The 24,320-nt window shown below is 54.5% G+C and carries 20 protein-coding genes, 1 pseudogene and 3 riboswitches; of the genes and pseudogenes, 10 read left to right on the forward strand and 11 right to left on the reverse strand.

The genetic code is table 11. The features are described from left to right. The first annotated feature begins 72 nt into the window (after positions 1-72). Both GHH_RS04365 and GHH_RS04370 read left to right on the forward strand, forming a co-directional pair. Positions 73-2,289: a PAS domain-containing sensor histidine kinase gene (locus GHH_RS04365; protein ID WP_011230445.1), complete on the forward strand. Its 2,217-nt coding sequence runs from the start codon at positions 73-75 to the stop codon at positions 2,287-2,289. Next, positions 2,279-2,773: a methylated-DNA--[protein]-cysteine S-methyltransferase gene (locus tag GHH_RS04370; RefSeq protein ID WP_015374243.1), complete on the forward strand. Its 495-nt coding sequence runs from the start codon at positions 2,279-2,281 to the stop codon at positions 2,771-2,773. The genes GHH_RS04365 and GHH_RS04370 overlap by 11 nt, the downstream gene beginning before the upstream one ends. A 387-nt stretch (positions 2,774-3,160) precedes the next feature. Here the strand turns inward: GHH_RS04370 and GHH_RS04375 are convergent, their stop codons facing one another. The 6 genes from GHH_RS04375 to GHH_RS04400 all read right to left on the reverse strand — a co-directional run bounded on the left by GHH_RS04375 (position 3,161) and on the right by GHH_RS04400 (position 10,351). Continuing rightward, positions 3,161-4,174, reverse strand: a complete 1,014-nt coding sequence (locus GHH_RS04375; RefSeq protein ID WP_015374244.1) for an ABC transporter permease — start codon at positions 4,172-4,174, stop codon at positions 3,161-3,163. Then, a complete protein-coding gene (locus tag GHH_RS04380; RefSeq protein WP_015374245.1) occupies positions 4,116-5,666 on the reverse strand; it encodes a sugar ABC transporter ATP-binding protein in 1,551 nt (516 codons plus the stop codon). The genes GHH_RS04375 and GHH_RS04380 overlap by 59 nt, the downstream gene beginning before the upstream one ends. Further along, entirely contained in the window at positions 5,663-6,823 is a 1,161-nt protein-coding gene (locus tag GHH_RS04385) for a sugar ABC transporter substrate-binding protein (RefSeq protein WP_011230449.1), read from the reverse strand. Before GHH_RS04385 ends, GHH_RS04380 begins: the two co-directional genes overlap by 4 nt. After that, on the reverse strand, positions 6,810-7,877 hold the full coding sequence (gene mtnA, locus GHH_RS04390) for an S-methyl-5-thioribose-1-phosphate isomerase (RefSeq protein ID WP_015374246.1): 1,068 nt from the start codon (positions 7,875-7,877) through the stop codon (positions 6,810-6,812). The genes GHH_RS04385 and mtnA overlap by 14 nt, the downstream gene beginning before the upstream one ends. A gap of 69 nt (positions 7,878-7,946) precedes the next feature. Then, positions 7,947-9,137 (reverse strand): S-methyl-5-thioribose kinase, encoded by a 1,191-nt coding sequence (gene mtnK / locus GHH_RS04395; RefSeq protein WP_015374247.1) that lies wholly within the window; start codon positions 9,135-9,137, stop codon positions 7,947-7,949. 138 nt (positions 9,138-9,275) lie between these two features. Further along, a riboswitch (SAM riboswitch) is annotated at positions 9,276-9,444 on the reverse strand. Positions 9,445-9,538: 94 nt separating this feature from the next. After that, positions 9,539-10,351, reverse strand: coding sequence for a carbon-nitrogen family hydrolase (locus GHH_RS04400; RefSeq protein ID WP_015374248.1), 813 nt, complete (start codon positions 10,349-10,351; stop codon positions 9,539-9,541). Positions 10,352-10,448: 97 nt separating this feature from the next. Between GHH_RS04400 and GHH_RS04405 the strand changes: the two genes are divergently transcribed. The 5 genes from GHH_RS04405 to GHH_RS04425 all read left to right on the forward strand — a co-directional run bounded on the left by GHH_RS04405 (position 10,449) and on the right by GHH_RS04425 (position 15,008). After that, entirely contained in the window at positions 10,449-11,636 is a 1,188-nt protein-coding gene (locus GHH_RS04405) for a pyridoxal phosphate-dependent aminotransferase (RefSeq protein WP_015374249.1), read from the forward strand. Positions 11,637-11,720: 84 nt separating this feature from the next. Continuing rightward, positions 11,721-11,829: riboswitch (SAM riboswitch) on the forward strand. A gap of 77 nt (positions 11,830-11,906) precedes the next feature. Further along, positions 11,907-13,148 (forward strand): 2,3-diketo-5-methylthiopentyl-1-phosphate enolase, encoded by a 1,242-nt coding sequence (mtnW, locus tag GHH_RS04410; RefSeq protein ID WP_015374250.1) that lies wholly within the window; start codon positions 11,907-11,909, stop codon positions 13,146-13,148. After that, the gene (mtnX, locus tag GHH_RS04415) at positions 13,145-13,807 is read left to right on the forward strand and encodes a 2-hydroxy-3-keto-5-methylthiopentenyl-1-phosphate phosphatase (RefSeq protein ID WP_015374251.1); all 663 of its coding nucleotides are present in this window, start codon (positions 13,145-13,147) and stop codon (positions 13,805-13,807) included. Before mtnW ends, mtnX begins: the two co-directional genes overlap by 4 nt. Beyond that, positions 13,804-14,436 (forward strand): methylthioribulose 1-phosphate dehydratase, encoded by a 633-nt coding sequence (locus GHH_RS04420; RefSeq protein WP_015374252.1) that lies wholly within the window; start codon positions 13,804-13,806, stop codon positions 14,434-14,436. Before mtnX ends, GHH_RS04420 begins: the two co-directional genes overlap by 4 nt. 29 nt (positions 14,437-14,465) lie before the next feature. Continuing rightward, positions 14,466-15,008, forward strand: a complete 543-nt coding sequence (locus GHH_RS04425; RefSeq protein WP_015374253.1) for an acireductone dioxygenase — start codon at positions 14,466-14,468, stop codon at positions 15,006-15,008. An 88-nt stretch (positions 15,009-15,096) separates the two neighbouring features. Here GHH_RS04425 and GHH_RS04430 read toward each other — a convergent pair whose 3' ends face one another. Further along, the gene (locus tag GHH_RS04430; RefSeq protein WP_015374254.1) at positions 15,097-15,831 is read right to left on the reverse strand and encodes a ZIP family metal transporter; all 735 of its coding nucleotides are present in this window, start codon (positions 15,829-15,831) and stop codon (positions 15,097-15,099) included. Positions 15,832-16,047: 216 nt separating this feature from the next. Here GHH_RS04430 and GHH_RS04435 point away from each other — a divergent pair, with 216 nt between their 5' ends. Beyond that, positions 16,048-16,497 carry a MarR family winged helix-turn-helix transcriptional regulator gene (locus tag GHH_RS04435; RefSeq protein WP_014195273.1) on the forward strand — a complete coding sequence of 150 codons (450 nt, stop codon included), beginning with the start codon at positions 16,048-16,050 and terminating at the stop codon, positions 16,495-16,497. Positions 16,498-16,586: 89 nt separating this feature from the next. Next, positions 16,587-17,153, forward strand: a complete 567-nt coding sequence (locus tag GHH_RS04440) for a phosphate propanoyltransferase (RefSeq protein WP_015374255.1) — start codon at positions 16,587-16,589, stop codon at positions 17,151-17,153. Positions 17,154-17,214: 61 nt separating this feature from the next. Here the strand turns inward: GHH_RS04440 and GHH_RS04445 are convergent, their stop codons facing one another. From GHH_RS04445 to GHH_RS17950, 4 genes and pseudogenes are all read right to left on the reverse strand, one after another. After that, positions 17,215-17,763: a short-chain dehydrogenase gene (locus GHH_RS04445; RefSeq protein ID WP_014195275.1), complete on the reverse strand. Its 549-nt coding sequence runs from the start codon at positions 17,761-17,763 to the stop codon at positions 17,215-17,217. 18 nt (positions 17,764-17,781) lie between these two features. Then, positions 17,782-19,803 carry a S9 family peptidase gene (locus GHH_RS04450; RefSeq protein WP_015374256.1) on the reverse strand — a complete coding sequence of 674 codons (2,022 nt, stop codon included), beginning with the start codon at positions 19,801-19,803 and terminating at the stop codon, positions 17,782-17,784. A gap of 122 nt (positions 19,804-19,925) precedes the next feature. Continuing rightward, entirely contained in the window at positions 19,926-21,350 is a 1,425-nt protein-coding gene (locus tag GHH_RS04455) for an amino acid permease (protein WP_015374257.1), read from the reverse strand. Positions 21,351-21,426: 76 nt separating this feature from the next. Beyond that, positions 21,427-21,607: riboswitch (Lysine riboswitch) on the reverse strand. Between the two features lie 288 nt (positions 21,608-21,895). Further along, positions 21,896-22,147 (reverse strand): annotated as a pseudogene (locus tag GHH_RS17950) (transposase); the annotation flags it as partial. A gap of 299 nt (positions 22,148-22,446) precedes the next feature. Between GHH_RS17950 and GHH_RS04465 the strand changes: the two are divergent. Continuing rightward, positions 22,447-24,141 (forward strand): M3 family oligoendopeptidase, encoded by a 1,695-nt coding sequence (locus tag GHH_RS04465; protein ID WP_015374258.1) that lies wholly within the window; start codon positions 22,447-22,449, stop codon positions 24,139-24,141. The last annotated feature ends 179 nt before the right edge of the window (positions 24,142-24,320 follow it).

Raw genomic sequence — 24,320 nt, forward strand, 5'->3', positions numbered from 1 at the left:
AGGGAGGAGTAAATTTTTCCACATCGAATATATATTTCGTTGAATGGTTTGAATAGACAAGGAGAGATGGATATGGCCCAAAGCCTTTCTCCTCGGGAAGAACAAAATGCATCGCCGGATGTGCGGTCGCTTGAAGAGGAAAATCGGCGGTTAAAAGAGCGGTTGAACAGTTATTCGATCATTTTTGAGCGGTCGCTCGATGCGATCGTGATTTTAAATAAAAACGGTGAATTTGTCGATGTGAACGAAGCGGCGTGCAAGCTGTTTGAGATGGATAAGTTTTCGTTGATCGGCCATTCGTTTTCTTCGTTCCTCGAACTTGTGCCGCCCGATATTTTGCTGTTTCAGCGCTCGATGTTGCAAAAGTTCGGTTCGTTCAGCGATGAACTGCTCATCAAACTGCCGGACGGCAAAGTGAAGCATGTGGAATTTTCGATGAAAAAGGATGTGTTCGACGAATTTGACCTTGTCATGATGCGCGACATCTCAGCCCATAAGGCGCTTGAGCGCGAACGCATCATTCATGAGTTTTTGTTTCGCGACGTATTCAACCGCGCCGTTGACGGCATCGTCATTTTCGATGAATTTGGGCGGTTTATCGATGTCAATCCGGCGTTTTCGATGAGCTTGAACTTGGAAAAAGGAAAACTGCTCAATTTGTCGTTTCAGCAGTTCGTCGCCCGCGAATGCGCCAATGAGTTCGCTCGGCTGCTCGCGGAAGTGAAAGAAAAGGGAACGGCCAAAGGCGAGTTGTCGCTTGTCCGCCCGGACGGAACGGTGAAAATGTTTGAGCTGACGGCGACTTCCAACGTCTATAGCGGGTTTTACATGGCCATTATGCGCGATGTGACAGAAAGAAAAAATATGGAAATCAAGTTGCAAAAAAGCGAAGAACGGTTCCGGGCTATTTTCGAACAAGCGCATGAGGCGATCCTCATTTGGGACGATTTTGGCTACATATTGAACGCCAATCCGGCGGCGAGCCGGACGTTTGAGCTGCCCTTGAATTTGCTTGTGCGCCGCAATTTGTTTGATTTTGTCGACTATGGGGACGAAAAGGTGAAACGCATTTTCAGCGAGTTCCGGCGCAAAGGGGAAATCCGTGACGAGCTGACGTTTCATATGCCGAACGGTGAGGATAAGCAGCTCGAGTTCACCATGAAAAAAGGAGCGATCGACGGGTACCACTTGACGATTTTCCGCAATGTGAGCGAGCGGCGGAAAATCGAGCGCGAGCTGCGCGAAAGCGAGCAAAAGTTCCGGAGCATTTTCGATCATGCGATGGATGGTATTTTGCTTTGGGATGCCAAGCATCGGATCATCGACGCCAATCCGGTTGTCTGCGGCATTTTTTCCGTCGAAAAGGAGGCGCTGCTTGGCCGAATGGTGGTCGAGCTCGTTCCGGAGCGGGCGCGCCGCCAGCTCAACAAGCTGCTTCAACAATGCCAACGCACCGGCGAAGCGAGCGGCGAGGTCGAATTTTTCGACGAGGGAAAAGGGAGAATTATTGAGTTTTCACTGAAAAAGGAAGTGATTCCCGGCGTCGGGATGATGATGCTGCGCGATGTGACCGAGCGCAAGGAGATGGAGCTGCAGCTGCGCAAGTCGGATACGCTCAACGTCGTCGGGGAATTGGCCGCCGGCATCGCCCATGAAATCCGCAATCCGATGACGGCGCTAAAGGGTTTCATTCAGCTGTTGCAAGGAAGCATTGACGGCGACTATTCGATGTATTTTAATGTCATTATGTCGGAATTGAAACGGATTGAGTCGATCATCACCGAGTTTCTGGTCCTGGCGAAGCCCCAGGCGGTGCAGTACAAACAAAATGATATCTGCAAAATTATGCAAGACACGATCGATTTGATCAGCGCCCAAGCGATGATGCACAACGTGCAAATCATCGCCGACTTCGAGCGCGGGCTGCCGCCGGTGTATTGCGAGCCGAATCAGTTGAAGCAAGTGTTCATCAATATTTTGAAAAACGCCATCGAAGTGATGCCAAAAGGCGGGGACATTACGGTGCGCATCACCCGCGCCGGGTGCTATGTGCGCATCTCCATCACCGACCAAGGATGCGGCATTCCAAAAGATAAAATCAAAAAGCTTGGCGAGCCGTTTTATACGACGAAAGAACGCGGCACCGGCCTCGGCTTGATGGTCAGCTATAAAATCATAGAAGAGCACCAAGGGAAAATTGAAGTGGAAAGCGAAGTCGGCGTCGGCACGACGTTCCATATCACGTTGCCGATCGAACGAATGGAAAGAGAGGACGACGATGACGATTGAATATGCAGTATACCGCTCAGAGCTGCTCGGCGACATTTACGTCGCCTCCGACGGCGACGCGATTGTCAAAGTCGAGCTGTTTCCAGAAGAATGGCGCGCGTTCGCCGGCGAACATTCGGTTGTCAAAAGCTGGTCGCCGCTTCTTGAACGCGCGCTTAGGCAGCTGGATGAGTATTTCCACGGTCGACGCCAAGTATTTGACTTGCCGCTGAAGTGGAAGGGAACAGCCTTCCAAGAAGAGGTGTGGGCGGCGCTTTGCCGCATCCCATACGGCGAGACGGCGACATACGCTGACATCGCCGCGCAAATCGGCCGCCCGAAAGCGGTGCGCGCCGTCGGCCAGGCAAACCGGGCGAATGAACTGTCGATTCTCGTTCCGTGCCACCGTGTTGTCGGCAAAAACGGCGCTCTCATTGGCTATGCCGGAAGCCGCACCGATGTGAAGGCGAAGCTGTTGGAGCTTGAGCGCCGCTTACGTAGATGACGCTCTTGCGTTCGTGGAACAGGCAAAGAGTTTGGAAGGCGTTGTATGCGGATGCTGCAATGAAGCAGGCGGAAAAAGAAGCTGATGGCTTGTCTATATAGATGCAATTTGAAGCTTTACCATTTATAGCTTTTATCAAGTATTTGATCGACTGTCGGGCGACCGAACAACGCCGCTTAAAGACCCATATATGGGTCTGTGAAGCAGGTGGTTGTTCGGTCTTCCGTCACGCCAAGGCGTGACGGGGCAAGCCTGTTGCTTGCCTTCGACAGTCGAAAATGGACAAACCGCTTTTCCGTCAAGGATATGGTAAACTTCTTCGTTGCATCTATATGAAAAACGCGTCTGCCCCCGAGGATTGCCATCCACGGGGGCAGAGATCGGGCGTTATTTTTTTTGCCAATGCGACAAGGCGAGGGCGCCGACTAAAATGGCGCCTTTTATAATGTCTTGGGCGTAATACGGAACGTTCATCATCGTCAAGCCGTTCAGCAACACGCCCATTAAAATCGAGCCGAACAATGTGCCGATGACGTTCGGCTTGCCGGCGCCAAAGACGGAAAAGCCGATGTAGGCGGCGGCGACGCTGTCCATTAAAAGAGAGGCGCCGGCCGACACTTGCCCGGTGCCGATGCGCGAGGCAAGGACGATGCCGCCTAAGGCCGCAAAAAACCCGCTGATGACGTATGCATATGTCCGATAGCGGTTGACCGGGATGCCTGAGAGCCTTGCCGCCTCGCGGTTTTCCCCGGTCAAATAAAAGAGGCGGCCGGGTTTCGTGTACGTTAAAAACAGATGAGCGGCAATGACGACAAACAGCATAAGCAAGACAGAAAACGGTACGCCGAACAGCTCTCCCTGGCCGATAAATAAAAAGGAAGGAATGAATTTGCCCGGCGCCGTGCCGCCATCGGGCAGCGGCATGTCGTTGTAGATCGAAAACCCTTTCGTATAGGTGAGCTGCACGCCGTTAATGGCGTACATCGTCGCCAACGTCGCGAGCAAATCGGGCAATTTGAATTTGACGATCAACAACGAGTTCAAGAGCCCGACAGCAATGCCGAGCAACAGCGGCACGAGCAGGGTGATGAAAATTTCTTGGCGGTACAGGACGAGCGCCGCCGCACTGGCAATCGTCGCCAAGCTCACTGTCGAACCGACCGACAAATCGAAGCCATCGACGATGAGCGAAAACGTAATGCCGATTGCCACGAGCGTCACGATCGAAATGGACCGCAAAATGTCACTGAAGTTTTCATACGTAAAAAATCGGTCTTGCGTGATGCCGAAGTAGGCGATCACGGCAAGAATGGCCAGCAAGGTGCCGTGTTTATACAACCATTCAAGAATGGACGGCGCCGTTTTTTTCGACGGCGCTGTGGAAACGGCTGGCTGGCTCATGGATCTCACCTCCGCTGCAATAGTAAACAAGCTGTTCATACGTCAATTCAGCGGCCGGCAGGCGAGCGAGCAGCCGGCCGTCGACCATCACGTAGATGGTGTCGCAAATGTCAAGCAGCTCTTGAAATTCGCTGGAAAAGTACAGCACCGTTTTTCCTTCATCGGCAAGGGAGCGAATGATGGAAAACACCTCTTGTTTCGCATGGACGTCGATTCCTTTGGTCGGTTCGTCAAACAAAAAGACGCGTGCGTTTGTGTTGAGCCATTTGCCGATGACGACTTTCTGCTGGTTGCCGCCGCTTAAGTGGCGGACAGCGGTCGAAGGCGACGGCGGATGGATGCCGAGCGAGCGGACAAGTTCGTCGGCGGCGTCCGTTTCCTTCCTCCGGCTGATCCATTGCCAGCGCGACAGGCGGGAAAGAAGGCGGACGGTCAAGTTCGTTTTCACTGATTCGGGCAAAAACAACCCTTGTTTGCGCCGTTCTTCCGGGATGAGGCAAAGGCCGGCGTCGATGGCTTCATAAGGCGATGAGAACACATAGCGTCTGCCATCAATTTCCCACTCGCCGGATGTGTTCCGGTGGGCGATGAGGCTTTCGGCAAGCTCCGTCTTGCCGGCGCCGACGAGGCCAGCGATGCCGACGATTTCGCCGCGGTGGGCGTATAGGTCGACTGTTGTCCCGGTTTTGTCGATCAACATTCCGCGGGCGGCAAACGCGATGTCGCTTCTGTATGTGCGTGCTTGTTTCGCGGCGGCGGTCCGCTTCGTTCCAGTCATATGAAGGACGATGTCCTCAAGCGGCAGGCTGCGGGCGCCTCCGTGATAGACGACGCGGCCGTCGCGCAAAATCGTCAGCCGGTCAGCGATCTCCTGAACTTCTTTCAGTTTATGAGAGATGTAAATAAAGCCGACGCCTTGCTGCTTCAGTTCATCGATGATGGCAAACAGACGCCTTGTTTCCGCCTCGCTTAAGGCGGCCGTCGGTTCGTCTAGGATGATATAGCGCGCGTTGGATGACAGCACTTTGGCGAGCACAATCAGCTGCTTTTCATGGAGCGAGCAGTCGCGAACCAATTTCGTCGGCGGCAACGACAGGCCGACGCGGCGAAGCAGGGCGGCGGCCCGCTCTTTTTCTTGACGCAGCGAGCGAATCGGCCGTTGCTTCACATGGACGAACTCGTCCGCCGCTACATTTTCGTAAATCGGCAAGCCGGGAAAGAGCGCTGTGTCAACTTCTTGAACGACGAGGCCGATGCCGGCTTGTTTTGCTTCGCGCGGCGATGAAAACGTGTATATCGTACCGTCGATCGTGATCGTACCAGCGTCAGGCGGAATGGCGCCGGCCAAAATGTTCATGAGCGTGCTTTTGCCGGCGCCGTTCATGCCTAAAAGGGCGTGGACTTCGCCAGGACGAACGTCGAAGTCCACGCCGTCGAGCACGCGCACGGCGCCAAACGATTTTTCCATGCCCCGCATTGACAACCCGTTCATTTTTTGTTCACCTGGGCTTCCAACGTTTTCATCCACGGCGAGATGGCGACATTGGATTGCCCCCAGCCCGGGATGTATTGCGAAAGCTCATTCATCGACACTTGTTTGTCCGGAAGATCGGACCGTTTCACTAAATGCGGCTCAAGCGAGTAAATGTTCGGCGTTTTTTCTCCAGCGATTTTTTGATACGCGAACCGCACTTGGACGCGGCCGACTTCGGCTGGGTCGGTCGCCGTTGTCGCCACCCATGGGCTGTTTGGTTTTTGGATCATTTGCAAGTCTTCATCGCTCAAATCGATGCCATACACTTTAATTTCCGTGCGCCCAGCTTGCTCGATGGCGCGCGTCGCCCCTTTGGCGAACTCGTCCCAAGTTGCGAAGACAGCGTCAATGTCGCCTTTGTTCGGGTATTTTTTCAAAATCGCTTCCATTTGCGTTTGTGTGTCCAAAGCTGTGTTGGCGCTCGCCGTGCCAAACTTGGCAATTTCTTTAATGTTCGGATAGCGTTTTTTGAACGCGTCATAAATGACATGGCGGCGTTCCATCGGGGTAAAGCCGCCGACCCAAATCGTGACGATGTTGCCTTCCCCGTTTAAGTCTTCTGCGAGCGTTTTTAATGTTTTCCAGGCGAGGCTGTAGTCGTCTTGGTCGATGACGGTGACGCCGGGAATGTTCAAATCGTTGTCAAACGCCACAACTGGAATGCCTTTGGCGACAGCTTTTTTCACCGGGCCTTCGAGCGCATCGGCGCGGCCGTGGTCAAGCAAAATGGCGTCAACATTTTGCGTAATGGCCGTCTCAACGTACGATGCCATTTTGGTTAAATCGTTGTCGGCGTTGTAAATTTGCACCTCGCCGCCGAATTTTTGCACTTGTTCTTTGACGCCGGCGATGTATTGCGATGAGAACGTGCCGATGGACAGTTGCATAATGGCGGCGATTTTCACCGGCTTTTTCAACTTTTCAGGAATGGCCGCTTGCTCGTCGCTTGTTGCCGTCGAGTGGCTGGATGTCGTTTCCGTTTTGTTGTTCGTGGTCTTGGCTCCGTTGGCTGGCTTGGAGCTAACGGCATCTTGCTCGTGTGTGCAGCCAGCCAAGATGGAGAACACGGCAAAGAAAAGAAGAAAAAGGGAAGATAAGGCCTTAAATCGTTTCATGTTGCTCCTCCTTTGTGAATAATGATGGCAGCGTTGCGTTGTAATTGCCGCGAATGATGCCTTTTTCGGTAATGATGGCGGTAATGAGTTCGTTTGGCGTTACGTCAAACGCCGGATTGTATACGTTGACGCCTTCCGGGGCGATGCACACGCCGGCAATGTGGGTCACTTCATCCGGATGGCGCTCTTCGATCGGGATGTCCGCACCTGTTTTCGTCGTCAAATCGATCGTGGACAGCGGCGCGGCGACGTAAAACGGAATGTCAAACGACTTCGCGAGCAGGGCGAGGCCGAACGTGCCGATTTTGTTCGCCGTATCGCCGTTTCGCGCGATCCGATCGGCGCCGACGATGATGGCGCCAATGCCTTTCGCCTTGATCGTTTGCGCTGCCATGTTGTCGGTGATGAGCGTCACATCAACGCCCGCTTGCATCAGTTCCCAAGCGGTCAGGCGCGCCCCTTGCAAAACGGGACGTGTCTCAAGAGCGTAGACGGATAGCTCGATTCCTTTTTCTTTCGCCAAATAAAACGGGGCGAGCGCTGTTCCGTAGCGGGCGGTGGCGATCGAGCCGGCGTTGCAGATCGTCATCACCCGATCGCCCGGACGAAAGAGCGACAACGCGTATTCGCCGATGCGGCGGCACACATCCTCATCTTCCACTTGAATGCGGATCGCCTCATGGATGAGCGCCGTTTTTGCCTCGTTGACGGAAAGGGCGTCGGCCGCAGCGGTGACGAGCCGATCGAGCGCCCAAAACAAATTGACGGCGGTCGGTCGGGCGCCGGCCAGGTAGTCGCGATCCTGTTTTAAGCGGCGACGGAATTCATCGACCGACTCGGTGTCATAGCTCGAAGCGGCGAGCGCCAAGCCATAGGCGGCAGTGATGCCGATCGCCGGCGCGCCGCGCACTTTCAGCGTGGCGATCGCGTCATATACGTCTTCAATGGTGTGCAAGTCGATATATTCCGTGACTGTTGGAAGTTTTTGTTGGTTTAAAATCGTCACATGCGTCTCGCGCCATTCGACTGAGCGCGGGATGGCAAATGTGCTCATTGCTGTCTTCCTTTCTTTTGGCGTTGTTCGTTTGTCCGGCCCGTCGCCGGCGGGCCGGATCGAATGGCATTACTGCTTGGTTTCGGCGAGCAGCCGGCGGAAGCCATCCGTTCCTGTCAGCTCAGCCCGCTCAATGATCAAGCGGCGGCCGAGGCGGAGCGCATGCCGTTTGGCAACAAGCCGTTCATCTTTGTGCTCGATGCCGTCAAGGTCCGCCACATGGGCGAGGCCGATCGTCCGGCGGATGACTTCGCAGCCGGCAAAGCCGACAGCATCGATGAACGCGTGCCGGAGCACGTCCTCGAGCAAGCCCGGCGTCGCGGCGTACGTTTCCACGCTCTCGGTGCGCCAAAGGGTTGAGAACACGGACGCAAAGACGTCCCATGTCCGGTCGATGTGGTCAAAGAGCGGTTGGCGCTCTAATTCAGGGCGGGACAACGCATTTAACAGCAAATTGGCGAAAAATTGGCCAAGGTCAAACCCGATCGGACCGTAAAAGGCGAATTCCGGGTCGATCACTTTCGTTTCGTCGGCGCTTACGAAAATGCTGCCGGTATGCAAATCGCCATGCAAGAGCACATCGGCTTCGGTTAAAAACTTGCGCTTCAGCTTTGCTGCTTCTAGGTGCAAGCGGTCATCGCGCCAAAGCGCTTCAACGTCTGGGCGCAATTCGTCTTCAAAGTTGTTCGTTTCGTGGTCAAAAAACGGGTCGGTGAAGACGAGGTCTTCCGTGATTTTGCACAGTTCCGGATTGACGAAGCTTTGCGCCAATTTCTTTTTCTCTTGCTGGTTCATGCCGAAATCAGACGTATAAAACGCCGTCTTGGCGACAAACTCGCCGATATGCTGGGACAAAAGCGGATACGTTTTTCCTTCGATCAACCCTTTGCGGGCGATTTGCAAACGGGATAAGTCTTCCATCACCGTAATGGCGAGCGATTCGTCAGAATAGTAGACTTTCGGCACGTATTGCGGCACATAGCTCGCAAACGTGCGCAGCGCGTTGCTTTCGATGACGGCGCGCTTTAACGTAAGCGGCCAGCTTTCGCCGACCACTTTGGCGTACGGCAACGCTTGTTTGATGATTACGCCTTGCTTTGTTTCTTGGTCGACGATATGAAACACTAAGTTCAAGTTGCCGTCGCCGATCTCGCGGCACAAAAGAGGCGCCCCGTCGCGGAATAAGCCGAGGCGGACAGCGAGAGATACCGCCTTCGGTTCGGTCAGCGGTTCGTAAACCGATGTTTGAACAGTGGTCATTGCCTTGTTCCCCCTTTTTTCATTTCGCTCGTTTTCAAATGCCGGTTCTGACGCGCGCTAAAACTCGGCGTTTCCGACAAATGAAAAAGCCTCTTTCGCATACGGAAAGAGGCTTGAAGATTCATTCGTTCTTCGCGCCTCTTATCTTTCAGAAAGACATCGGTCTTTCTGTTGGACTTAGCACCGTGCCCTGCGGAAGCATGACGCTTCCGGCGCCGCCCTTGGCGTGCGCCCTATCTCACGATAGCATTACGGTCGGTTGCTGGGCTTCATTGGGCCAATTCCCTCAGCCAACTCTTGATAAGAGTACCGATTTCTTGTATTCAGTTTCGGGAATTTTCACGATGTTCTCAATCGTTTGGTTGTTTGATTCGAATGATACATGGTCGGCCAATCGATTGTCAATACGTTTTGAAAAAATTTTTTGCCGTTTCATAGTCGTGCGGCCGGCGGTCGGCAAACACCGGGATGCGCGCACGGACGTCCGCAACGAGCGCGGGATCGATGTCGGCCGAGAGAATGCCCGGCTTCTCGTCCGCCTCGGCGATCACTTCGCCCCATGGGTCGATGACGAGCGAATGGCCGGCAAAGACGTTGTTCGGGTCGCGGCCAGCCCGGTTGCAGGCGACGACGTAGCATTGGTTTTCAATCGCCCGCGCCATCAAGAGCGTCCGCCAATGGTGCAGGCGGGGAAGCGGCCATTCGGCGACGACAAACAGCACTTCCGCCCCAGCCAAAGCATGGGCGCGAATCCACTCCGGAAAGCGGATGTCATAGCAAATGACCCCGGCGCATGAAAGCCCGTCGAGCGAAAACAAGCCTAAGCTGCTTCCCGGCTGCAAATACAAATGTTCATCCATCAATTGGAACAGATGGAGTTTGCTATATTCGCCGACGATTTGACCGTTCCGGTCGGCCACGATCATCGTGTTCGTCACGCCGGTTGTTGTTTTTTTAGCGACCGAGCCGGCGACGAGATGGATGCTGTGTGCTTGCGCTAGGCGGGAGGCGAACGCTTTGGCCCGTTCGGCGCCTTCGTCGGCAATCTCATCTAGGCGCGTCAAATCGTAGCCGGTCGTCCATAATTCCGGCAGCACGATGATATTCGCGCCGTCCTTGACGGCCGATTCAATGGCGCTTTCCGCGCGCCGTTCGTTTTCGTTCGGGTCGCCAAACGCAATATCAAGCTGGAGGCAGGCGATGCGGATCGTCATGAGTTTTCACCTCGAAAAAATTTTGCTTTACATTTTGCTTTTTACGATATATGATGTTGCACTAGAATTTCAAGAATTTTTTAAGAAGGTGTGGGCGATGACGATGGAAATTCCTTTTTCCGAGTTGCTTGAGCAGCTGCCAAAGCAATTTTTCGCCTCGCTTGTCGCAAAAGTCGGGGAGAAAATCAAGGCCGGATGCGACGTGATCAATTTAGGGCAAGGCAACCCGGATCAGCCGACGCCAAAGCATATCGTTGAGGCGATGCAGCGGGCGGCGGCTAATCCGAAATACCATAAATATTCGCCGTTTCAAGGCTACTTCTTTTTGAAAGAAGCCATCGCCGCGTTTTACGCGCGTGAATACGGGGTGAACATCGATCCAGACCGCGAAGTCGCCATTTTGTTCGGCGGCAAGGCCGGGCTTGTCGAGCTGCCGCTTTGCCTCGTCAACCCGGGCGATGTGGTGCTGGCCCCGGACCCGGGCTATCCGGACTATTGGTCGGGGATCGCGCTTGCCCGCGCGCGGATGGAAATGATGCCGCTTGTTGCGGAAAACGGTTTTTTGCCGGACTATGAAGCCATTCCGGCGGCAGTGGCCGACCGAGCGAAGCTCATGTTTTTAAACTATCCGAACAATCCGACCGGCGCGACGGCGACAAAGGAATTTTTCGCGGAGACGGTGGCGTTTGCCGCCAAGCACGGCATTGCCGTCGTGCACGATTTCGCTTATGGGGCGATCGGCTTTGACGGCCGGAAACCGGTCAGCTTCCTGGAAGTCGATGGGGCGAAAGACGTCGGCGTCGAAATTTATACGTTTTCGAAAACATACAATATGGCCGGCTGGCGTGTGGCGTTTGCCGTCGGCAACGAGCGGATCATTCGGGCGCTTGAGCTTTTGCAGGATCATTTGTATGTCAGCTTGTTCGGCGCCATCCAGGAAGCGGCCGCCGCGGCGCTCCTTGGTCCGCAAGATTGTGTCACGGAGCTGGTCGCATTGTATGAGGCGCGCCGCAATGCGTTCATCGCTGCGCTCTGCGAGGCCGGCTGGGAGGTGCAGGCGCCATCCGGGTCGTTTTTCGCCTGGCTTCCGCTGCCAAAAGGCATATCATCCGCTGAGTTTGCCGACATGCTGCTTGAGCGGGCGCATGTCGCCGTCGCCCCAGGCATCGGGTTCGGCGAGCACGGCGAAGGGTATGTGCGCGTCGGCCTCTTGACCGATGAAGCGCGGCTTCGCGAAGCAGCGGAGCGGATCGGCCGCCTTGGATTGTTTGAAAAAAATTTTTGAAAAATGATTGACAACGCCAATCGGTGATGGCATAATTCAAAGTAAATTTGCCAATTGCTTGACAAGTGCATAAACGAGCAGGCTTTCTTATCAAGAGCAGGCGGAGGGACGAGCCCAATGAAGCCCGGCAACCGGCTTGGCGCGCGCCAAGCACGGTGCTAATTCTTGCAGCGGAAACGCTGAGAGATAAGAAGAGCGCCATGAATGAATGACGCCTCTTCTTAGGAAGGGGCTTTTTTATTTCGCCATATATTGAAAGAGGGATGGGCGATGAGTGCAGTCATTGCGACGTATTTGCTTCATGACGAGAAAGACATTCGCAAAAAGGCCGAAGGGATCGCGCTCGGCTTGACGGTCGGCACATGGACCGACTTGCCGCAGCTGGAGCAAGACCAGCTCCGCAAACATAAAGGGGAAGTCGTTGCGGTCGAGGAGCTTGGCGAGAGCGAGCGGGTAAACGCCTATTTCGGCAAGCGGTTGAAGCGGGCGATCGTCAAAATCGCCTATCCGACGGTGAACTTCAGCGCCGATTTGCCAGCATTGTTGGTGACGACGTTCGGCAAGCTGTCGCTTGACGGGGAAGTGCGGTTGCTTGATTTGGCATTTCCGGAAGAATGGAAGCGGCAGTTTCCGGGGCCGCGCTTTGGCATCGCCGGCATTCGCGAAAAGGTCGGAGTGTACGACCGCCCGCTGTTGATGAGCATTTTCAAAGGCATCGTCGGCCGCGATTTGGCGTATTTGACATCAGAGTTGAAAAAGCAAGCGCTTGGCGGCGTTGACTTGGTCAAAGATGACGAAATTTTGTTTGACAGCGATCGTCTGCCATTTGCGAAGCGCATTACAGAAGGCAAAGCGGCGCTCGAAGAGGTGTACGAACAAACAGGCAAGCGGACGCTGTATGCCGTCAACTTGACCGGCAAAACGTTTGAACTGAAAGAAAAAGCGAAACGGGCGGCTGAGCTTGGCGCCGATGTGCTGTTGTTCAACGTGTTCGCCTATGGATTGGACGTCCTGCAAGGGTTGCGGGAAGATGAAGAGATTTCCGTTCCGATCATGGCCCACCCGGCGTTCAGCGGCGCGATCACGCCGTCGGAGTTTTACGGCGTCGCCCCGTCGCTCTTGCTTGGAAAGCTTTTGCGGCTTGCCGGCGCCGACTTTGTTCTGTTCCCGTCGCCGTACGGCAGCGTCGCCTTGGAGCGCGAGCAGGCGCTTGGCATCGCCCGGGCGCTGACCGATGAACAAGAGCCGTTTGCCCGGGCGTTTCCAGTGCCATCGGCCGGCATCCATCCGGGCTTGGTGCCGCTCCTTGTCCGCGATTTTGGCCTTGACAGCGTCGTCAACGCCGGCGGCGGCATCCACGGCCACCCGGACGGGGCGATCGGCGGCGGACGGGCGTTTCGCGCGGCGATCGACGCAGCGCTGGTCGGCCGTCCGCTTCGTGAAGCGGCGAAAGACAACGAGGCGCTGCAAAAGGCGATCGACCGCTGGGGCGCTATTGAGGTGGAAGCATGACGAAACAACTCGTTCTTTTTTGCGATTTTGACGGCACGATCACGGAAAACGACAACATCATCGCGATTATGAAACAGTTCGCCCCGCCGGAGTGGGAGGCGCTAAAGGACGACATTCTCGCCCAGCGCATCTCCGTTCAGGAAGGCGTCGGAAAAATGTTTTCGCTTCTTCCGTCAGCGCTGAAAGGGGAGATTGTTGACTTTTTGCTTAGCACCGCCCGCTTGCGCGAAGGGTTCCGCGAGTTTGTCGCATGGACAAAAGAGCAAAGCATCCCGCTCTATATCGTGAGCGGCGGCATCGACTTTTTCGTCTATCCGCTGCTTGAAGGGCTCATTGAACCGGAGCGGATTTTTTGCAACGGCTCCGATTTCAGCGGTGAGACGATCCGCATCACATGGCCGCATGCATGTGACAGCCGGTGCCAAAACGGCTGCGGCTGCTGCAAGCCGTCGCTATTGCGCAGGCTTGCCCGCCCGGACGGGTATCACGTCGTCATCGGCGATTCGATCACCGACTTGGCGGTGGCCAGGCAAGCCGACTATGTGCTGGCGCGCGATTTTCTGCTTGAAAAATGTCAAGAGCTTGACCTGCCGCACGCGCCATTTGCGACGTTTTTTGACGTGATGGATGCGTTGCAGCGAATGGAGGTGATCGTATGAGCATCGTCGTGAAAAAGTGGAACGAGCTTGCGGAAGTGAAAGCCGAGCTCGCCGCCCGCGATTGGTTTTTCGCAACAAGCGGCAATTTGTCGATCAAAGTGACGGACGACCCGTTGACGTTTTTGGTGACAGCGAGCGGCAAGGATAAGCGGAAGCAAACGGATGAGGACTTCTTGCTCGTTGACGCTGCCGGCCGACCAGCGGAGAAAACACATTTAAAGCCATCAGCGGAGACGCTGCTGCATGTGGAAATTTACAACCGCACAAACGCCGGTTGCGTCTTGCACGTTCATACCGTGGACAACAATTTGATTTCTGAACTGTATGCGTCAAACGGGGAAGCAGTCTTTTCCGGCCAGGAAATCATCAAGGCGTTTGGCATTTGGGAAGAAAACGCCGCAGTGCGCATCCCGATCATTAACAATGACGCCGACATCCCGACGCTGGCTCGGGAGTTTGCGAACCATGTTCATGGCGACGCCGGCGCCGTGTTGATCCACAACCACGGCATTACCGTCTGGGGACGAACGGCGTTTGAAGCGAAAAAACATTTGGAAGCGTGGGAGTTTTTGTTCAGCTGGCAGGTGAAGCGGCTGCTTTTGCAACGGGCCGGCCTGCCGGTTGGTTAATATACATCTTTTAGAAGGGGGATTTTGACATGGCCGTCATCAAAGTGAGAAAAACGGGCCAAGTGATTGAAGGAGAAGACAATGTGCGCGCGTTTTTGAACAGTCAAGGGGTGTTGTATGAACATTGGGACATCACGAAACTGCCGGAGCATTTGCGTGACAAATACGTACTCACGGATGAAGAGAAAAATGAAATTTTGGCGACGTTCAAAGATGAAATTGAAGATTTGGCGGCGCGCCGCGGCTACAAAACATGGGATATCGTCGCTCTGTCCGATGCGACGCCGAACTTGGATGAACTGCTGAAAAAATTTGAACAAGTGCACATCCATACGGAAGATGAAGTGCGCGCCATTACGGCCGGCCATGGCATTTTCATCATCAAAGGCGACAAAGAAACCGGTTATTTTGATGTAGAGCTTGAAGCCGGCGACGTCATTTCCGTGCCGGAAGGGAATCCGCACTACTTTACGCTCATGGACGACCGCCAAGTCGTAGCCGTCCGTCTGTTCATCGACCCGTCCGGCTGGGTCGCCCATCCGTATGAAGAAAAAGAAGAGGCCGTCCAATAATGAGAACACCCCGCTGCCAGGCAAGGCAGCGGGGTGTTTCGTTCTGTATGGAGAGGAGCGCCTGTCTCGATGACGGAAGGGGGGATCGCTAAAACGATTCGGTTAACAAAATCATAAACAAAATGCCGATAATAAACGCGTACGTCGAGATCCGTTCGTTGCCGTCGCCATGACTTTCGGGAATGAGTTCTTTGTAAATGATAAACAGCATCGCCCCGGCGGCAAACGCCAACCCGTATGGAACGAGGCCGCGGAAGAGAGAGGTTAAATAAAAGCCGAGCAAAGACGTCACAATTTCGACCGCGCCGGTTAACGTGGCAATGACAAACGCTTTAAAGCGGCCAATCTGCTGATTGACTAAAAACAAGGCGACCAAAAATCCTTCCGGCGCGTTTTGCAAGCCGATGGCCAATGCGATCAAATTGCCGATTTGCGAAGCGCCGTCTGAGGCGTAGCTCACCCCGACTGACAGCCCTTCGGGGAGATTGTGCATCGCAATGGCGGCGATGATGAGCATCGCCTTTTCGTCGAATTGCAAGCCGCTTTTCGTATGCTCCAAGTCGATATGGGGGACGGTCATCTCAAGCAACGTTAACACGAGCACCCCCGCCGCCAATCCGATGGCGAGCGCCTCAAAACCGCCGGACCGCAGGGCCTCGGGAATAAGACTTGTCATCGAGGCCGCCATCATAATGCCGGCTGAAAACGCGAGGAGCACATCGCGCCAGCGGTGGGTGAGCGATTTGGCCATAAACAAAATCGGCACAGCGCCAAGTCCGGTCGATAAGGCGGACAGCACACTGCCGGTCAATACCCCGTTCATCCAATTCCCCCTTCATCAGCCTTTATTTTTTCATATGCGCCGTTTCCACAAATGTGACAATCGCCCAAGCGCTGCCCTATAACAAAATTATCATAGCGAAAGGAACGGCCGCTGGCGAGAAAAATGGACCAGCGCCTGGCAAAAACGGTTGCCTGCCTGTTTGCTGTTCAAGTATAATGCAAGTAAGAAATGGTTAAATGCAAAGGGTTGGATGGCATGGAACAAAAAGAGCAAGAACTCGAGCAATCGCTAAAGTTGTTTATCGTATTGTCGCGGGCTTACCGCGCCGTAAGCGACCAAGTGAACAAATCAATCCACTCATTCGGGGTCAATCCGACCGAATTTGCCGTGTTAGAATTGTTATACCATAAAGGGGATCAGCCGCTCCAGCAAATTGGCGAAAAAATTTTGCTGGCGAGCGGGAGCATCACCTACGTCATTGACAAACTGGAAAACAAAGGATTGATCGTCCGCCGCGCCTGCGAAAAGGACCGGCGCGTCACGTACGCGTCCATTACAGAAGAGGGGCGGCGGTTTATTGAACGCGTATTTCCCGAGCATGCGGAAAAAATTCACGAAACGGTTTCGGCGCTGACGGCGGCAGAAAAAGAGCAGGCGATTGCGCTGCTGAAAAAATTAGGATATGGGGCAAAAACAAGGGGCTGACGCGAGGTCGGCCTCTTTAATTTTGCCGGAAATGGATACGTTATATAAAGAACATACCATAGCCAGCAAAAAAGGAGAGATCACCATTGATGGTTCCAGTAGGGGTATCGAATCGCCACATTCATTTATCAAAAGAACACATGGCGGCGCTGTTTGGCGAAGGCGCCGAGCTGACGGTGCTCAAGCCGTTGTCGCAGCCTGGCCAGTTCGCCGCCAAGGAAACGGTGACGGTCGAAGGGCCGAAAGGGAAAATTGAAAACGTCCGCGTCCTCGGACCGGTCCGTTCGCTCACCCAGCTTGAAATTTCGAAAACCGACAGCTTCAAGCTCGGCGTCGCGCCCCCGGTCCGCTTATCCGGCGATATTGACGGAACGCCGGGCATTACGATTCACGGACCGAAGGGGACGGTGACCGTCGACAAAGGGGTGATCATTGCCAAGCGCCACATTCATATGACGCCGAAAGATGCCGAGACGTTTGGCGTCCGCGATAAACAAGTTGTGAAAGTGAAAACGCAAGGGAAGCGGGCGCTCATTTTTGACGAAGTGATCGTCCGCGTCAGCGAAGATTTTGCATTAGATATGCACATTGACACCGATGAAGCGAACGCGGCCGGCTTGAAAACGGGCGATTATGTCGAACTGCTTCCATCGTGAAACCATCCGCGCCAAAGGCGGACAAAGCGCCCTCTCGGTACAAACGAGAGGGCGCTTCCCATTAATGCGGCCGCTTCTTCTCTGATGCTAGTGTGCCGACAAGATGAAACGGCGCATCACGCCGAATGGCGTCAATGACGCCGCTGCTGATTTCTTGATGGGTGAGCCAACGCGTGCTGTGCTCTTCGATCACGAAGCCAAGCTGAATTTGCCGGTACAGGCAAGCGGAAGACAAACGGAGTTCCCGCTTTGCCTCGGCCGGATGGGCCCGGCTGCCGAGCACGTGGAACAGACGCCAAGGACCGGGATGTCTGCTATTTTCCCGGATGATGGCCGGAAACGCCTGTTTCCCGTCGCTGTGCACCCATGCGACAACAAGGTCGAAGGCTCTGTTTTCATTGATTGTTTGGTGAATCAAGGAACATAGTACATCATGATCGCGATAATCGACCAAAAGCGGGGTAATGGCCTCCAGATGTGCGGCGCGGGCGATGAGCCGTTCCATCCGTTCCCTGTTCCGGGCGACGATGGATACATGGTACCCTTCTCGCACGAGCCAAAGCGACACGTCGGTTAACATGCCTGTCCCACCGATGACGAGTGCGTGCATGGTGGTTCTCCTTTCGGATTAATGCGATGCTCCTTTCAAATAGCGGTCAAACCAGTCGACGATATGGCGAAGACGCTCAAGCCGAAGAGCAGGGTTGCCGGTGCGCGACAAATCGTGGTTGGCGTCCGGAAAGCGGACGAGCTTTGTTTCCCGCCCGAGCTGCTTTAAGGCGACAAACAGCTGTTCGGCCTGCTCGATTGGGCAGCGGTAATCGCGTTCGCTATGCAAAATTAACAGCGGTGTGCGCATGTGTTTGACGTATTTGAGCGGCGAATGATGCCAAAGCCGCTCAGCGTCTTCCCAAACGTCGCAGCCGACTTCCCATTTCGTGAAAAAGTAGCCGATGTCGCTCACGCCAGAGAAGCTGAGCCAGTTGGAAATCGAACGTTGAGTGACAGCCGCTTTGAATCGGTCGGTATGCCCAACGATCCAGTTCGTCATAAATCCGCCGTAGCTGCCGCCGGTGACGCCAAGCCGTTCTTTGTCAATAAAGTCGAACTTGCTGATGGCGGCGTCGACGCCAGCCATAATGTCTTCATAATCCATGCCGCCATAGTCGCCGCGCACCGCATTGACAAACGACTGGCCGTATCCGTGGCTGCCGCGCGGGTTCGTAAACAGCACGGCATAACCGGATGAAGCGAGCAGCTGAAATTCATGGAAAAACGTAAATCCATACATCGCATGCGGCCCGCCGTGAATTTCGACGACAAGCGGCGCCTTTTCTCCTTCGTCAAGCTCAGGCGGTTTCATGATCCAGCCTTGAATCTCCCAACCATCCGCCGATCGATACGTAAACGGTTCGGCATCGGCGAAGGCCACTTCATGTTCAAGCGCTTCATTGGCACGCGTAAGTCGTGTTTTCGTTCCATCGGCAAGCGAGACCGCATATAAATCGCCAACGGACGTAGGCGAGCTGATGGCGGCGACAGCTTGCCGTCCATCCGGATGGACGGTGAATCCGTATAGATGAAAATCGCCTTCGACCACTGGAACGATCGGGCCGGCGAGCGAGACGAAATATGCGTTGACGCGTCCGCGCTCCGAGGCGGTGACATACAGGCCGCTTCCGTCGCTCGCCCAAATCGGGCCCGGGCCTTTCGCATCAGCGTGCATGTCGCCGACCATGGCGTCACCGAGATGGACGTCCCAGTCGGCGGTCAACACCCGCTTCGTTCCACGTTCCGGCTCAAAGACATAAAGCCGGTGAAGCGTCGCCCCGAGACAAGCCAAATCATGGCCGACGGCGGCAAGCTTCATTCCGTCCGGCGACCAGGCGAGCGAGGCGAACGCGCCGCAGCCGTTCGTCAAGTTCGTTTCTGTTTTTTTCTCGAGATCGAGCAAAATGATGTCGCGGGTAAAGGTGGTGTCCGGATCCTCGTTTCGGTTGGCGACAAAGGCGAGCGTCCGTCCAGCGGGCGAAATCGCAAACGAACCGATTTCCTCCTCGCGGCCCGTCAACGCTTCGATTTTTCCTGACAGCGCATCGATGCGCGCGAGCACCGCCCGTTTGCCGTCAAGAAAGCCGGAGGCGTCCGACTTGTAATACAGCCGCTCGACAACGCGCGGTTTCAGGTCGGCTCGCTTCACTTCTGCTTTTTCCGGCTCTTCGCGGTCTTCAATCGTTTCATCATCGCCAAGCGTCGTTAGGGCGATGAGAAACGTCCCGTCCGGCGACCAAACGTAATCGCGCACGCCGTTTTTGAAAAACGTCAGCTGGCGCGCTTCGCCCCCATTGGCAGGCAACAGCCAAAGCTGTGTGCGCCCAGAGCGGTCGGACAAAAAGGCGATCGTTTCGCCGTCCGGGGAAAAGCGCGGCTTCGTGTCGCGACAGCGCCCGAACGTCCATGGACGGACGGCGCCGTCTTCCGTCCACATATATAGATGGGAGCGGTATTGGTTTTCTTCGTCGATCGATTTTTCCACAAACACGACGCGCGTTCCGTCCGGGGCGTAGTGCGGGTCGCGCACCGAGCGGAGGCGAAGCAAATCTTCCGCCGTCATGCCGCGGCGTTTCGTCGGGTGTTCGTTATTATTCATCAGCAGGACCTCTCTTTCCTTCAAAAATGGAACCATCTTGTATATTTCGTCTTACGAAAGAAAAGATCCTGCCCCAAAACAGAAAAAAACGAACGCCCAAACGATAGGCGTCCGTTTTTTGGCTATGCCGACAGTTTTTGCTTTTCATTTGCCTGCTGCGCTGCCTTTTTCACCTGCGGGTAGAAGATCACGCCGCTTGCCAGCAAGGCAACGCCGAGCAGGAACGTTTTCATATCCGCCGTCCCGGCGATGACGACCCAGACGGAATACAATGTTGCCAGCGCCGCAACGATGCCGTCCGCGAGCCGCTCCCGTCCTGCCGCATACGTTTCCCCAGTGAGCGTGAGCTTCAGCTGGAAGACGGAAGCAATCAAATATGGAACGAGATAAGCGAGCGTGGCGATGTAAATGACGAAGTCAAACGCCGCCGCCATCGAATGGGAAATGGTCGAGAAAATGAACAATTGCGCGAAGGCGTTCGACAACGTGAGCGAGAAGCTCGGCACGTTTTTCTTGTTTTCTTTCAAAAAGGCCGGCATAAACAGTCCTTGTTTGGCAGCTTGGTATGGCACTTCCGCGCTCAATAAAATCCAGCCGAGCGTTGAGCCGAGCAAGCTGATCAGCCCAAGGCCAGCCAACACGTAGCCGCCCGCCGGTCCGACGATGGCATTGATGGCGTCCACGAGCGGTTTTTCCGATTGAATCAGTTCGCGTTGCGGCAAGACGCCCATCACCAAAAAGCTGATGCCGATGTAAATGGCTAAGGCGATGAGCAGGCCGGCGATCGTCGCCCGTTTTACGTCCGCTTGTTTGCGCGCGCGGGAAGCGAACACCATCGCCGATTCAACGCCGACAAACGCCCATAACGTCGACAAGGCGGCATTGTTGATTTGCGCAAGCAAACCGATCGGCTGTCCGTTCCCGTCATAGCGAGGGGCATCAAGCGGGCCGATGACGGCTTTGTCAAAGGCAAACAGCGCGATGACGATAAATAGGAAAAAGCCAAGCACTTTGGCCGCGGTGGCAACAAAATTCAGCTTGCCAGCGCCTTCTACCCCGCGCAAAATGATGATATGCATCCCCCAAAGGAGCGCCGTGCAGACGAGAAACGTCAACAAGTTCCCAAGCTTCAAGGTGAACGCCCCGGCGGTGAACACCGTTTGGCCGCTCGTCAGAACCGGGAAAAACGTCGACAAGTAGCTTGCAAATGTTGTAATGATCGCCACGTTGCCGGCAAAGTTGCCGACCCAGTAGCCCCATGATGACATAAATCCCGATAAAATCGAGAGATTGGAGCCTTTCGGAAACAGCTCCTTCGCGTAAATTTGCGGTCCGCCGCCTAACTCGGGCTTGCGGATTGCCAAGTTGCCAAACACAACCGCCGTCATGAGGACGCCGGCTCCGGTCAACAGCCAGGCGAGCATCACGCCGATGGGGCTCGCCGCTTCCGCCAACGAGCGCGGCAGCATGAAAATGCCGGATCCGACCATATTGCCCACGACAAGCGCGGTTAACACCCAAATGCCAAGTTTTCGTTGCTGATCCAAGGTCAAAACGCTCCTTTCGAAAAAAGAAAGCACCCGCGCCTTTTCAGCGGGTGCATGATCGATTCGCATCCAACTGAATGGCGATAGCGCTCCATCGCCCAAGGGCGATGGCAGTCCTGCGCCTGTTCGGCCGCAGGCCCAGCTTGCGCCGCCGGAGCGCGCCGCAAACTTCGGCGGTGAACCCTTTCCCGCTGCGTCATGGACCGCTCCGAGCCTCGGCAGCGCTACTTTTGTTCACCGCAACCTCTATCCCATTGAAGTGGAGAGGGGGTATATGGTTGCCGACACTATCTTACCTGATTCGACAAAAATCGTCAATATGTTTTTGGGAAATACAGAAGATGGGACGAGATTCCCAATCCATGGCCGCTATTTCTAGGGGGAAGAGGGCGCGAATGGGAATATGATTTGTTTTTGAAAAATAGAAATGGTTGCGAAGATCAAGATCATGATAGTTGCCTTCTTTTTCTATGAGGAAATAAAATGGAAATTTGTTCAGAGAATGGTTCATCACTAAAAACTAAAAGATGTACTTGCACTAGCCATTAAAGTATGTTAGCTGTTTCTAACCGAACCCGAAATGCAAAACGTTGGATATTTCTGTATCCGTATCCCCGACGTTTGATCCGCTTAATCTTGTTATTCGTTTCCTCCATTTTCCCATTCGAATAAGACGATAAAATGCATGATATGATTTCGTCTGTTCGTTTGACGAGTGATTTTGCGATGGCTCGCACAACTGAACAAGGACAAAACGAATAACGATGAATCCAAGCCTCCAATTGTTCCAGATTTTGCACATTCTTTCGGAACGTTTGCACGCTCTCTCAGATAAAGATTTCCAACGCGCCTAATGGACCGATGGAAAAGAGAAAGCGCAAAATTTTGGTGAAGAGCCTTTTTATGCGCATATATGGGTGGTTTTTTATATATTATGCAAAGGTTGCGAAATATGAGTGAAATGATTAGTATAATTTGTGGTGATGAACCCAGAGAATGGGAAATCGAGAAGGATTTTGAGGATTCATGGCGAATAAACAGTAGGTCGGCTGAGTGATGAAAAAATGTAAAAATGAAAGGAAAGAAGGGACAGAGCATGAAGTTTTCCGAATTTCGTTACGAGCGGCCGGACATCGCTCAATTGCAAGCATCGTTTCAAGAAGCGCTTGATTCGTTCCGCCATGCCGGGAGCGCCGCCTTGCAGCACGAGGCGATGAAGCGGATCAATGCACTGCGCCGCCGCTACAGCACGATGGCGAACCTTTGCCACATCCGCCATACGATTGATACAAACGATCAATTTTATAAACAAGAACAGGACTTTTTCGACGAAACCGAGCCGGTCGTCAAGGGGCTCGTCAACGATTATTACCGCGCGCTTGTTTCCTCGCCGTTCCGCGCTGAATTGGAACAAGTGTGGGGAAAACAGCTGTTTGCGTTGGCGGAAACGCAACTGAAAACATACGCGCCGGCGGTTGTCGAAGACTTGCAAAAAGAAAACAAGCTGGCCAGCGAATATACGAAGCTCATTGCATCGGCGAAAATCATGTTTGAAGGAGAGGAGCGGACGCTCGCCCAGCTGCAGCCGTTTGTCGAGTCGCCGGACCGCACGATGCGCCAACGGGCGAGCGAAGCGCGGTTTTCGTTTTTCACGGACCACGAAAAAGAGCTCGATGAGCTGTATGATGAGCTCGTCCACGTCCGCACAGCGATCGCCCGGAAGCTTGGGTTCAAAAACTTTGTTGAGCTCGGCTATGCCCGTTTAGGACGGACCGATTACAATGCCGACATGGTTGCAGGCTATCGCCAGCAGGTAAAAACGCACATCGTCCCGCTCGCGTCCAAGCTGCGCGAGCGCCAGCGGCAGCGCATCAAGGTCGAGAAGCTCTACTATTACGACGAACCGTTTATGTTTCCAACCGGCAACCCGGCGCCAAAAGGCGATGCCAGCTGGATTGTCGAAAACGGCCGGCGCATGTATGAAGAGCTGTCGCCGGAAACCGGCGAGTTTTTCCGCTATATGGTCGAACACGAATTGATGGACCTCGTCGCCAAAAAAGGGAAGGCGGGCGGCGGCTATTGCACGTATATCGATGATTACAAGGCGCCGTTTATTTTCTCGAACTTTACCGGGACGTCCGGCGACATTGATGTGCTCACCCATGAAGCCGGACATGCGTTCCAAGTGTATGAAAGCCGCCATTACGACATTCCGGAATACAACTGGCCGACGCTTGAGGCGTGTGAAATCCATTCGATGAGCATGGAGTTTTTCACCTGGCCGTGGATGGAGCTCTTTTTCGCCGACGACGCCGACAAATACCGGTTCGCCCATTTGAGCGACGCGCTTTTGTTTTTGCCGTACGGCGTGGCGGTCGATGAATTTCAGCACGCCGTCTACGAGAACCCGGATATGACGCCAGCGGAGCGGAAGAGTGTCTGGCGCAGCATCGAAAAAGCGTATTTGCCGACAAGAGACTACGCCGGCCATGACTACCTTGAGCGCGGCGGGTTTTGGCAGCGGCAAGGGCACATTTACACCGACCCGTTTTATTACATTGATTACACCCTTGCGCAAGTGTGCGCGTTCCAATTTTGGAAGCGGGCGCAAGACGACCGGGCTGCGGCGTGGCGCGACTATGTGGCGCTTTGTCGATTGGGCGGCAGCCGGCCGTTCACCGAGCTCGTCCAAAGCGCCAACCTACAGTCGCCGTTTGCTGACGGGGCGGTCGCTTCGGTCGTCGGCCATATTGAACGATGGCTCGACAGCGTCGATGACAAAGCCTTGTAAAAAGAAGCAAAAAAGGCGGGCGGGAACGGCACCGCCCTGCTTTTCTTTATCATCTCGCGCCGAGAAGACCCCCACTTCCACACGTGAGCAGAAGAGGGTGGGGATGGCTTGGTTGACAGCCTGCTGTGGGGCGGGTGTTCCCAAGAATCTCCCACCTCAAAGCTCAAGCGTAGGAGGGA

This window comes from Geobacillus sp. GHH01 (genome assembly GCF_000336445.1).
GTDB lineage: Bacteria > Bacillota > Bacilli > Bacillales > Anoxybacillaceae > Geobacillus > Geobacillus zalihae.